The sequence below is a fragment of the Ferrimicrobium sp. genome, assembly GCF_027319265.1.
In the GTDB taxonomy this organism is placed as follows: Bacteria; Actinomycetota; Acidimicrobiia; order Acidimicrobiales; family Acidimicrobiaceae; genus Ferrimicrobium.
Genome location: NZ_DAHVNP010000031.1, coordinates 344,858 through 357,400 on the forward strand (window position 1 = coordinate 344,858; position 12,543 = coordinate 357,400).

At 56.3% G+C, this 12,543-nt stretch carries 8 protein-coding genes and 2 rRNA genes; 3 read left to right on the forward strand and 7 right to left on the reverse strand.

Translation table 11 applies throughout. The annotated features are described in order from the left end of the window. Positions 1-327 precede the first annotated feature (327 nt). The 3 genes from M7439_RS05835 to M7439_RS05845 are packed head-to-tail and all read right to left on the reverse strand — an operon-like array spanning position 328 to position 3,981. Positions 328-2,379 carry an ABC transporter ATP-binding protein gene (locus tag M7439_RS05835; protein ID WP_308464409.1) on the reverse strand — a complete coding sequence of 684 codons (2,052 nt, stop codon included), beginning with the start codon at positions 2,377-2,379 and terminating at the stop codon, positions 328-330. Between the two features lie 7 nt (positions 2,380-2,386). Further along, a complete protein-coding gene (locus M7439_RS05840; protein ID WP_298346585.1) occupies positions 2,387-3,793 on the reverse strand; it encodes an FAD-binding oxidoreductase in 1,407 nt (468 codons plus the stop codon). 23 nt (positions 3,794-3,816) lie between these two features. Continuing rightward, entirely contained in the window at positions 3,817-3,981 is a 165-nt protein-coding gene (locus M7439_RS05845; protein WP_298346586.1) for a hypothetical protein, read from the reverse strand. Between the two features lie 664 nt (positions 3,982-4,645). Here M7439_RS05845 and M7439_RS05850 point away from each other — a divergent pair. From M7439_RS05850 to M7439_RS05860, 3 genes are all read left to right on the forward strand, one after another. Next, on the forward strand, positions 4,646-5,548 hold the full coding sequence (locus M7439_RS05850; RefSeq protein ID WP_298346588.1) for an ABC transporter permease: 903 nt from the start codon (positions 4,646-4,648) through the stop codon (positions 5,546-5,548). After that, positions 5,517-6,587: an ABC transporter permease gene (locus M7439_RS05855; RefSeq protein ID WP_298348829.1), complete on the forward strand. Its 1,071-nt coding sequence runs from the start codon at positions 5,517-5,519 to the stop codon at positions 6,585-6,587. Before M7439_RS05850 ends, M7439_RS05855 begins: the two co-directional genes overlap by 32 nt. A 287-nt stretch (positions 6,588-6,874) precedes the next feature. Next, positions 6,875-8,119 carry an MFS transporter gene (locus M7439_RS05860; RefSeq protein WP_298346591.1) on the forward strand — a complete coding sequence of 415 codons (1,245 nt, stop codon included), beginning with the start codon at positions 6,875-6,877 and terminating at the stop codon, positions 8,117-8,119. A gap of 191 nt (positions 8,120-8,310) precedes the next feature. On the opposite strand, the gene M7439_RS05865 is transcribed toward M7439_RS05860, so the two are convergent. From M7439_RS05865 to M7439_RS05880, 4 genes are all read right to left on the reverse strand, one after another. Beyond that, on the reverse strand, positions 8,311-9,696 hold the full coding sequence (locus tag M7439_RS05865) for an NAD(P)/FAD-dependent oxidoreductase (protein WP_298346593.1): 1,386 nt from the start codon (positions 9,694-9,696) through the stop codon (positions 8,311-8,313). 356 nt (positions 9,697-10,052) lie between these two features. Then, positions 10,053-11,849, reverse strand: coding sequence for an ABC transporter substrate-binding protein (locus M7439_RS05870; RefSeq protein WP_298346596.1), 1,797 nt, complete (start codon positions 11,847-11,849; stop codon positions 10,053-10,055). A 320-nt stretch (positions 11,850-12,169) separates the two neighbouring features. Next, positions 12,170-12,287, reverse strand: a 5S ribosomal RNA gene (gene rrf / locus M7439_RS05875). 113 nt (positions 12,288-12,400) lie between these two features. Further along, positions 12,401-12,543: ribosomal RNA gene (locus tag M7439_RS05880) — 23S ribosomal RNA — on the reverse strand; the annotation flags it as partial.

Below are 12,543 nucleotides of genomic sequence, written 5' to 3' on the forward strand. Positions count from 1 at the left end.
ACGTAAACGCTCACCGCGGCAACAGTACTGGACCTACGTCGTCTTCTTGATGGCCTGCATGCGTCTTTTGACGCGTATTATTGATCCACCTCGGATTCCAGCGGTACTACGAGGCCGGTACTACCGCGCGAGACTGACATGGTCATTGGGCCGTGCAATCGTATCGCTATCGCTCAAGAAGCCCGCTTCGTAGACCGTAATCAGCGCACTCGGCCGAGCCCTTTGACCGAGGATCGTCAGCTGTTGCTCAACCGATGGGCAACGTGGATCGCGTTGGCGAGGAACACCTCACGCGTAGCAGCTCCGCTCGGTCACCGTAAAGAGCTACTACCGATCCACCGCATTGACAAGCTCTTCGAGTTCCCAAGCATCCTCCAAAACCCGTTCTGCGTGGTGGCAGGCGACGGTGTGGCCTGAAGCTATGACGCGCAACTGTGGATGATCGATGGAACACTCTTGCGTTGCATAGGGACACCGCGGATGGAAACGGCAGCCACTGGGTGGAGAGAGTGGAGAAGGCAGCTCACCCACAATCTGGCCCACTCTCGCTTTTTCTCGCTCAATCGCTGGATCGGGAATGGGAACCGAACGCAGGAGCCCGCGTGTGTAGGGGTGTGCCGGACTCGCAAAGATATCCGATGCAGCGGCGAGCTCAACGACCTCCCCAAGGTACATCACGCCAATCCTATCCGCCAAGTAACTGACCACCGAGAGGTCATGGGATATCAGTGCATAGGTCAGTCCATACCGCGCCTGTAGACGCCGCATCATATTCAGCACCTGGCTCCGGATGGAGACATCGAGTGCCGAGACCGGCTCATCGGCGACGACCAACCCAGGCTCGAGCATCAGCGCCCGTGCAAAACCCACTCGCTGACGCTGACCACCGGAGAACTCGTGTGGATAACGTTCAACGGCGTTGCGCCGCAGCCCTACCTCGTCTAACAAGGTATACATTCGTGCTTCCTGTAGCGCTGCATCGCCAATATGTTGCACCTTTACGGGCTCGAGCAGCGCCGGGCCAATCCTCATTCGAGGATCCAGGGATGCATATGGGTCCTGGAACATGAGTTGAAAATTGCGACGCAACTTTCGCATCTCGCTCAGCGAGCACGCAGCAATATCCTCACCACGATAGAGGATTTGACCAGCAGTGGGGCGCTCGAGACCAACCATCATCCGCCCGAGCGTAGATTTTCCACAACCGGACTCACCCACAATACCGACGGTCTCCCCCTCGTAGAGTGTCAGATCGATACCAGAAACCGCATGAATACTACCCATTTTGCGCCGCAGTGCACCTGCGAAGATATCGTACTCTTTCACCAATCCTTTGAGTTCGAGGAGAGGCTCATGGGGTAACGATCGAGGAGCATGTCGCTCCTGAACACCGAGTACCGCCGAGCGCACTTCATGATCGACCGGGAACCAACACGCGAACCGATGTTGATCACCCTCTAACACCGGATCCTCTTCACGGCAACGATCCTGAGCGAAACGGCAACGATCCGCAAAGCGGCATCCCTTCGGTGGGTGGGCAAGATCCGGTGGCAGGCCAGGAATGGTCGCGAGGACCCGTTCACGATCATCCCCAATCCGGGGGATGGAGGAGAACAGCGAATAGGTATAGGGATGGCGCATCTGTTGAAAAAGCTGTGAAGTACCAGTACTCTCAACGACTCGACCAGCGTACATCACCATCACACGATCAGCACGGCCGGCGACGACTCCCAAATCGTGCGTAACCAATATAAGACCCATATTCAGGGTTGCCTTCAACTCATCGAGGAGACCAAGGATCTGCGCCTGAATCGTGACGTCAAGAGCCGTCGTAGGTTCGTCAGCGATTAACAGTTCAGGCGAGTTGGCCAACGCGATGGCGATCATGACGCGCTGGCGCATGCCACCCGATAGTTGATGGGGAAAGTCATTCAAACGTTCCGCGGCCGCCGGAATCCTCACTAAATCGAGGACCTCGAGCGCTCGCTTGCGCGCAGCGGCCTTGGTCGCTGCTTTGTGGATGACGAGTGACTCGGCGATCTGCCAGCCTATGGTTTTCGACGGATTCAGGCTGGTCATTGGGTCCTGGAAAACCACCCCGATCTTGCTGCCGCGCACCGCTCGCATCCGAGCTTCGGAGGCGCCAACAAGTTCCTCACCGTCGAGCTTGATACTTCCCCCAGCGATCACTCCTCCGGCTGGAAGGAGCCGGACAATCGAGAGCGCCGTCATCGTCTTGCCGCAACCTGACTCGCCTACCACCCCAAGGGTCTCACCTCGTTTGACCGAGAGCGTCACTCCATCGACTGCGCGTATCGTGTTGCGACGCTGTCGAATCTCTGTCGCCAGGTCTTTGATCTCCAGTAACTCCGCCATCATTGCCCCCTCATGAATCAAACCCGACACCGAAACGATCGAGTGTACGGAGCCAGAAATTACGACGTCCACCATGTGCATCAGCCTGCATCAACGATCGCCTCGTCACCGCCACCGCGACGGAACGCAATGGTTCTGGTGGAAACGGTACTGGCTTAGTACGCACCAAACTTAGATGATCAAACGCCGACTCCTTTGGCTCCAGTCGTGCACAGAGTACCTGGGCGGCAAAGCGAGTAGCGCCTACCCCTAACCCGGTAAAGCCGAGAGCATACTGAATCTTGCCTTGGTGACGAGAACCAAAGAACATCGAAAATCGGGTGGAGGTATCGATGGCACCACCCCATGCGTGAGTGAACCGTACCCCCTCTAACATTGGGAAAGTCTCAAAGAAATGACGGGCGAGCAGCAGGTGCGTGCTCGAACGGAGTCGGTATGCGCTACTCATCCGAGATCCATAATGATAGATCGCATCATAACCGCCCCACAGAATACGGTTGTCGTCAGTCAGACGATAGTAATGAAAGAGGTTGCCAAGATCCGACAGACCTTGCCGGCCATCCCAGCCCACTGACTCTAACTGCGAGGGCGTCAAAGGCTCGGTCATGAGGACATAGTCGTAGACAGGAATGACAAAACTTCCTACTCCCGGCAATAATGAGGGGAAGGCATTCGTCGCAAGGATCACCTTTGCAGAACGCAGCGACCCACTCTGCGCCGTGGTCACATCGATCATCCCACCAGCCGCACTCACCCCAGTGACAGTCGTTCCTTCGTAAATACGGACACCAAGGGACGATGCGACCTCGGCGAGTCCCCAGGCCAACTTTGCTGGATTTACCAATGCGGTACGGTTGGTTGTCAATAGCCCGCCCTCATACCGTGGCGAGTGCACCAGCGCCTGCACCCCTTGGCGATCCAGTACCTTCGTTTCATGGCCAAAGGTACGTGCCTTCTGCGCGTACTCCTCCAACCCATCGAGCTGCCACCCCTCGGTGGCGACATCAATACCTCCAGCCAAGGTAAGATCACAGTCGATGTGGTGCCGCTCGACAAAGTCGGCGATGGCGGCCAGGTTTTCTCCACCGAGACGTTCCAGCTCGACCATCTCATCCGGCCATCGTCCTAAACCATTCTCAAGACCATGAGTGAGACTCGCATCGACAAAACCACCATTGCGACCGCTGGCACCGAAGCCCACACGGCCACCCTCAACGACCACCACCTCCCATTCCGGAAAGCGCTCCTTGGCAAGGATCGCGCTCCACAGTCCAAGAAAACCAGCCCCCACGATGACGAGATCGACCTCTTCATGGTGTCCAAGGGGAGGTCCAAAACTGGGCGCCTCCTCCTCAAGCCAGAACACCCCATCGTGTACACCGCCCAGAGCTCGAATAGCCTCTCGTTCGCTATCCATTGATCACCATCCCCGCTTGTCCACTACTGAACCCCATTAGTCCCATTGACCTGCAGACTACCCAAGCCACCAGCGAGAGCATTCGAGATACGAATCTCAAATGCCAACAACACCACAGCAAGACGCGACATCAAGGGTTGCAACGTCGCCCGCTCCTTCAAAGTACCACACAAACTCTGCGCGTTCATCTTTTTGCTCCACCTTCCTCTCGTGTTGGCACACCTGCTCCAGCAGCCAGGAATCCGTTTTCTACACGCCGCCCCGTCGATCGCTTCAACTCGTACCGTTCTCATCGCGTATCGGTGACGCGAAAGCTCTCTTGAATGGATTCCTATCGACAACAACGCCGTCAAGCTTGCACCAACATTGCCATCACCTGCCACCACACATTCCCTACACTTCCGCACCCGTTGTCAGATTCTTTCCGCGTATACGTCGTGTAGTATCTCCGCCAAAGCTGTACGACTGAGAGCGCAACACCTGAACAACGACCTCACTGCACTCCGATCAAACCAACCACTATCCCGCAGAACCGCCTTCGTAATCTTGCGTTACCAGCTAGCTAAACCAATACATTATTACTCTACATCCGACTTCACAACTAATTCCGCACAGGAATACCCCAAGGCAAGGAAGTGCCTACCGGTTATGCCCGCCCGCAAACGGTAGAGGCGTCCCTCGTGATAACCCGAGAAGGCATGCGGAATGAAGGCTTGGTAAAAATGTGAATTCTGCTGCCTCCTGTGTTGCCATGTTGCTGTATCATAACTAACAACTCGACGGCAGGCGGAACCGTGGCACACCAATGCCACCAAATGCCAAGACCGTCAGGGCCGGGTTGAAGGAGGGGCAATGACGGCTATCACGGCCAAGGAACCGGGCGCAGAGCCTGCTGAGGTCGACCAACGAGTGGGTGCGCTACGTGCCGCCGTCACCACCTTCGTGGCGAACAAGCTCGCGGTCGGGAGCCTTGTCATCTTGCTGCTCATCATCCTGTTCTGCTTTGTCGGCCCACTTGTGTACCATACAGATCAAGTCTCCGCTCAGCTGCTCCTCGAAAACCAGCCACCTTCGGCTGCACACATCCTTGGAACGAGTCCCGCAGGTCGAGATGAACTCGGGAGACTTATGCTCGGCGGACAGAGCACCATCGAGCTAGGGCTCGCCGTTGGACTCCTTGCCTCCGCCTTCGGCCTTGTATGGGGCACCATCAGTGGTTTTGTTGGCGGCATGGTTGACTCCGTGATGATGCGGATCGTTGACGCTCTGCTATCAATCCCCTTCCTCTTCTTTGTGATCCTGCTCGCCTCGATTGTGCGACCCACGCTGTGGTTGATCATCCTTGTCATCTCAGGAGTGAGCTGGCTCTCGACCGCCCGACTCGTACGCGGAGAGACGTTGAGCCTCAAGACGCGCGACTACGTGGTGGCAGCAGCAGGTTTCGGAGCACCCCGATGGCGGCTCATCGCGCGGCATATCATGCCGAACGTTCTCGGCGTGCTTGTCGTGAACGGAACTCTGAAGGTGGCTGATGCCATTCTCACCTTCGCCGCATTGGGTTATCTCGGACTCAGCATCCCACCACCCGCTACGAACTGGGGAGAGATCCTTGCCGGTGGCGTAAACAACATTTTCGACGGCTATTGGTGGCAGCTCTGGCCCGCGGCGGTCCTCATCGTCTTGACGGTTCTGGCCGTGAATGTTCTCGGTGACGCATTACGAGATGTCGTGGAATCACGACTGGCGCAACACTAAGGACCCTGATGCTGTCTTCCCACCCCTCACCAACGAGACGACGAACACTCACCAGGCAAACAAACGGTTGCTCCACGAAGCGACGGGAGGCGCTCGCATGATCCGATATATCCTCCGACGCTGCGGCCAGGCCATCATCACCATCATCGCAGTCTCCATTATCGTCTTCATCATTTTGCATCTGCTGCCCGGAGGCCTCGTCCGGGCCCAACTTGGCCAGAAGGCCAGCCCTATCCAGGTCCATGCACTGGAGGTGCAAGAAGGGCTCCTCCGACCGCTCCCAGTCCAATACCTCACCTGGGCTTGGAATGCGCTCCGAGGGAACTTTGGTTACTCCTATAAACTCAGTGAAAACGTCTCCACATTGCTCGCTGAGTACGTTCCCCGCACCTTCTTCCTTGTCGCGATTTCACTCCTCTTCGCGGTCGCCATCGCGATACCCATGGGACTTTGGCAGGGTTACCGGCGCAATCGAGCCGACGACCATGCCTTAAGCGGCACCATGCTCATCATGTACTCGATGCCCACTTTCCTCCTAGGCGTGGTACTCATCGTCATCCTCAATATCTGGCTACCGGTTTTCCCATCGACCGCCTCAAATTTTGGGGGGAGCCTCACCATCGATGCGACCGATCTCGCCCTTCCAATCATTACCCTCTGCTTGGCCAACGTGAGTTATTTCAGTCGTTACATGCGCTCTTCAGTCATCGACAACCTGCTGGAAGATTACGTCAGAACAGCCAGGTCGAAGGGTGCGCGCAATCGAACGATCCTCCTACGGCATGTCTTGCGCAACTCCTTAAACTCAACCTTGACCCTCCTCGGCCTCTCATTGCCCTACACCATCTCTGGATCCCTCATCGTGGAGGCGCTCTTCAACTACCCCGGTGCCGGTCTCCTGTTTTGGAATTCAGCCCAGACTCGCGACTTCCCGGTCCTTCTGGGGATCGTACTCGTCATCGCCGTGATGACGGTCTTGGGCAACCTCATCGTCGACATCCTCTACGGTGTCGTCGATCCGCGGGTCAGGGTGCAGTAAGTACTGGTGGCAACCAAGGCCAACTGATCCATCTCGCTTGGACAACCTTGTCAGGTATGCACCGTTGGCGTCCCTACCATCCTTTCTCCGAGAACGGTTCCGCCCATATCCGGCCCCGAAGATTTCCTCACTCGCCACGTCAACGAGTCCCAAGCGCCTGGCCATACGTCGAAGCGCTCGTGTCTAAACCCAAAGCGCACCTGGCTAAACAATCCGCTACCCCAACTCGCTGGTATACTTAAGAAGCACCTGAAGCGGAAGATTGGACCGAAAACGAGCTACTTGTCATGAAGTTCAACGCACTGGCACGGTGGCGCCGAGATACTTTTCGTTCCCTCGGAGTGCGGAATTTTCGCCTCTTCACCATCGGGCAATTCATCTCCAACACCGGCAGTTGGATGCAGTCGATCTCGATCGCCTACCTTGTGCTCACTTTGAGCAAGAGCGGATCACTGCTCGGATTGGTTACTGCCGCGCAATTCCTCCCCATTCTGCTCTTCGGTGCTCAAGCTGGTATCATCGTCGATCGGCGCAACCGTCAACACCTCATCATGGTCACCCAAACACTGTTCATGCTTGTGGCCTTCATCCTCTTCTATCTCGTCGCTCAACACCAGATCAACATCCCTCTCGTCTTTATCTTCTCCATTATCCTGGGTCTCATCAACGCCATCGATACCCCCGCTCGGCAGAGCTTTGTCCAAGAGTTGGTGGGGCACGATAACCTACAGAATGCGGTCACGCTCAACGCTGCGAGCTTTAATCTCGCTCGCGCCATAGGGCCCGCCGTGGTCGGCATTGCGATTGCGAGTCTGGGCCTCAGCTGGGGCTTTCTTTTGAATGCGATTTCATTCCTGGCCATACTACTCGCGCTTGTCATGATGAAATCGAGCCAGTTCTTCGTGCAAGGGACTGTACTACGTGAACCGGGTCAGATCCGTGCAGGCTTGCGCTACGTGCGCAAGCGTCCGATCCTTCTCAGCACCTTGATAGCGATCATGATCGCCGGCATCTTCGCCTACAACTTTCCGGTAACCATCCCACTGCTAGCTGAGTCCACCTTCCATGGACATGCCCAACTACTCGGCGACTTCATGTCGCTTTTTGGGGTTGGGGCAATCTTTGGTAGCATTGTGGCAGCCTCACTCCGTCGTCCAGCTGGCCCACGTCTCATGACCGCCATCTCGGTGGGATTCGCCTTGTTGATGGTACTTGTGGCACTAGCCCCTAGCATCTGGCTGGCCGGCCTTGCCCTCATGGGCTTAGGCGCCCTCTCCATCAGTTTCAACGCACTCACCAACGCCACCCTCCAGATGAACTCTCGCTTCGAGATGCGTGGACGCGTGATGGCACTGTACACTCTCGGCTTCCTCGGCAGCACGCCAATTGGAGCACCCACGATAGGTTTTCTCTCTCAAGACTTCTCTCCACGCTGGGCCTTTATCGCTGGGGCGCTCTCTCTGTTGGTCGCCGCCATTCTCTTCTTCCGCCTCAAGGGGACCAAGGAGCCACTGCAAACCCCCTCCGACTAACCATATCAACCGATCGTTTCATCCAATGCACATCAATAGCGATGTGTAGCTGTGGTAGTCTCCAACGAGAAGGCAAGATCGTCGAACGCATCACCATCGTGCAGCGAGGTCGACACTCGATTGCCGACTCTGCACTGCTTCCCTGCCGCAACGCGGTGACTGATCTCCACTACCTCGCTAACAGCGCTCGGCTAAGCCCGAGACCGGTAAACTTCGATCCCTGGACCTTGACGGATCGTACCCCACTGCTCGGCACCGATCCGGTTCCATTGTCCAAGCCTCGGACGGCGTATGAACGACAGGAATTTCTCCAACGCCTCTTGTAGTAGATCGGGCGGAAGATGTCCGTGCGTATGGTAACCCCACGCATCAAAACTCCACTTCATGAAGTGCACCAGAGGTCCACTTTTGGCGATATCGCGCTCGCCGCCGTAGATGATATCAGAGAGAAGCAAGATCGCCTCGCTTCCACCGCGGTTCATGACACAAATGACCTCTGGTCGATATGGAGGTATCTCCACCGTGTCGCCCACCATTCTCAGCAAACACGCGACGGCGACATCCGCCTGGTGCACCGCGATATGTCCCAGTTTAGGCATGGCGAGCGCACTCACATCACCAGCCACAAAGATATTCGAGTAGTCAAAGGCCTGCATCTGTTCATTGACTGGAACAAACCCGACCTCATCCCCCAGTCCTGAGTCGACGATCATTTTCGGGTCTCGGTACGGGGGGATCACCACCGTCAACTCGGACTCCAACTCCGTGCCATCCGTAAACATTACCGAACCCTTGGCAACTCGACGGACACTCTTTGCCGTCAGGACCTCAACCCCTGTTGCCCCAAGCAAAGGGGCAATGCTAGCATGAACGTTGTCACCAACATCGTCGAAAAAGACATCACCAGGGGTGAAGGCCGAGATCGTATGCGCGATCCTTCGCGATCGCAGCTCATAGCCGGCCATGAAGATCCCCTCACCAATTGGACCTTCGCACGGTGCCTTCAGGTCGGGTGCTGCCACCTTGGTTCCCCAAGTGCTCAACGCTGCCCCCACAACAATCGGACCACCCTTGAAGGCGGAGAGCGCATCCCATCGTCGCGTTGCATGATCATCGTCACAGACTGAGTAGCCAAACTCCTCGAGACCCTCGATGGCCGAATAGTCTTTTACCGCACCGACTGCGATCACCAAGAAGTCATAGCTGATCGCCTCGTGACTATCCAATTGGATCCGCTGAGCCACCGGATCGATGCTCGTTGCACTCGCCTGGGTCAACTGTGCCTGCGTCCGTCTGGCGATGGGAGCCAGGGGGAACCGAGCGTGCGCGACCGGTTTGCCGCTCAACGCCAGCTCGGGAAGTGTGGGTTTGGCCAAACTATCCGAACGCGGATCGATCAGGGTAACGCCAAACGTGTCGTGCAAACGATAAAGAACGCGCAATCCAGCGAATCCCGCGCCAAGTATGACAAGCTTCGCTTTCGTGCTCGCGAGACAATCCTTTGTATCGACCCACCTGCTCAGCCAAGCCCTATAAGAGCAGCGAGTGAGGTTGCTACCTGGCTCACCAACGGCCAAGATGCACCTGGCCGCAGTTGAGAGGACTGACCTTGGGGGATCTCCGACTGTATCGCTATGGCGACCATCTCCTCCTGCATTGAGACAAGAGGAGTGGCATCAATTGTCCCATGCGATGTTAGCCTCCACGGCGCTGGCGTAACGAAGTATCGGCGAGATGTATCCCGTTCAGCAATCGTTCTAGAACGCGCAGCCAAAACTCCCCCGTCAGGACGTTGCCATTGTCATCATGCACCCGTTGGGCCTTCCACAGCCCGCGCAGACACCATGGTCGCGATACGCGATCAACGCCCTCCTGCAGTTAGGCAACATGTGTGGATCTCGAGAACCCCTTCATTGGCCCCCGGTTCCCTACCCTAGAAGTACCACCGAGAGGGGACCGGATCGCCAAAGACCTGCTGTGGGTCCCATCCATGGAGATGATTCGAGACCACTGATACCTGCCAATCCCAGGTGGGGAACCAGAGCGCCGCTACATGCGTAGAGATATAGTTCTCGTAGTTGAAGAGCGGCTGGAGGCCAGCTTGTGTATGGGTGTCGTTGATAAGGGTCTGCGCGGTCGAAGAGCTATAGCCGCCGCCCCAGTAATTTCCAGCACCAAACATCTGGCCACCGGTCGGCAACACATCACCTTGGCCATAGTTCCACAGGAACGTACGATAGAGGATAATGCCCCAGTTGCAAGGACCGGACGATGGACACACCCCGCCGATAGAGAACATGGTCGACTGCGACTGTGGATCCAAGACCAGGTCCATCCCTGCCGACTTCGCCGCCGTAGCAAAGGCCTCAACCTGTGCTTGAAGGGTCGGTGTCCCCGTCTGATACATAAACTTCAAACTCAGCGGCTCATTCTTGGCGATGCCCGCTCCGCATTGCGTCGCAGCGGTACCAGGGCTCGCACACACCATCACTCCATTGGAACCCGTTGTCCAACCGTGCGCTGTCAACAACGCCTTCGCCGCGCTCACCGAGTACGGATCTGGATCCGTCTTCTCTTGCGGCGAAACGTAAGGAGAACCTGGCAAATTCGGGACTGGACCGTACGTCAACTGCCCATCACCATGGAGTGTCGCGCTCAGATACAGAGGCTCGTTGATCACATGTTGGAGTGCCTGCCGAATGTAGAGCTGCTTTACCAACGGGCCCCAGGTCTTGCTTGTGTAACCCAACTCTGCCCACTGTACATAGTCCGTCGCCCACGGTGCAATCGTATAGCCATCCGCCTTGAAGGTCGAGGAAAGCTTGACATCACTCAACGGCAGGTACCCATAGTCAAGGCTGCCATTACGCAAGGCATCGACCTCCGCCGTCTGCGAAGAGAAACTCTCTAAAACGTACCCGGAGAGCTTCGGTTTATCCGGACCAGTAAAGGCCTTATTGCGTTCGAAGACGGTACGCGCCGTCGTCGGATCATAGGATTGCAACTTCCATGGACCATCGACCACCTGCCACAAAGGATTGGTGGCATAGGTGGAGAGCTTCGAAGACTGCGCGTATAGAAATTTAAAAACAGCTTTCGCCCCAGCTGAGGTAAGGTCATAGTTGCCAACCTTACCTCCGGAAGACTCGCGATCCCACACCTGCTGCGGGAGCGGGACAACATCGGTCAACTCATTATCTGTAAACCACAAAGGATTGACCGCATTCTTGAGCGTCAAGGTGAACTGTGTCGGCGAATCTACATGAAAACTCGAAACATTATCGGGGAAGTTACCTGGTACATAAGTGGCAATCTGGGACTTATTCGCCACATACAAATTGTAGAAGAACTGGACATCCCTCGCCGTGACCGCGCTCCCATCAGACCACTTCCACGCGTTGAGTGTGACCGTAACCGTCTTATCGCCATTCGAATACACCGGCTGTTGCCCAATACTATCGGCGTAGTTGATCACTGGTGATGCACCGTTACCCGCCACATACAAGGGCCGGTACATGCCATACTCAGCGTTCTGGTCCCAAGGTTCATAGTTGGCTTCATTCGGGATCGGCAAGACCCAAGAGTAGGTATCACCGGTGTGCAACGCATAGCTGGCATAATTCGCCGCAACCTGGGATGCCGACGACCCAGACGCCGCGGCACCAGAGCTCGTGCTACCGCAGGCAGCAGCCACCAAGGACATGCCACCAGCCAACAAACCAAGCTTCATCCAACTCTTCATACCCGACATCTGTCGAAACCCTCCCCGATATCCGCTACCCCTAGGGCAGATTGCCAAGACCGCGTTGCAGCGGGACCACAAGATCCCCCACACGATCTCCCCCAGCAATACAATCTTCTGTTGTATCACTGAATTTGTACTACTTTATTACTTTCCATCGTACCTAGCAACCGATTCCGCAGATTTCCCCCGAATTTCCTCAGCTCACCCTAACCCAGCAGGACGAGTCCCCAGCCCCGGCCGGTCCAACCCTTGGCGTGGGGGCAAAACAAAACAACCCCCCTCGCAATGAGGGGGGTTGTTGAAACGAGCGGCAGTGCCCTACTCTCCCAGGGGGCCTCCCCCCAAGTACCATCGGCGCGGGCGGGCTTAACTGGTCGTGTTCGGAATGGGAACGGGTGTCTCCCCACCGCTATTGCCACCGCTCGAAATTGTCAATCTCTATCAATGAGACGCATCTCAACGATACATCTCTCTGCGTATATGTCGTTCGCTGCGTATGTCGTCACTTCTTTAAGAAGGAAAGAGCGAGCACGGGTATCTCCAAGCCCTCGGCCGATTAGTACCGGTCGGCTGAACACATTGCTGTGCTTACACCTCCGGCCTATCAACGTGATCGTCTCTCACGGGCCTTACCAGGTTAACCCTGTGGGAAACCTCATCTTGAAAAGAGCTTCGCGCT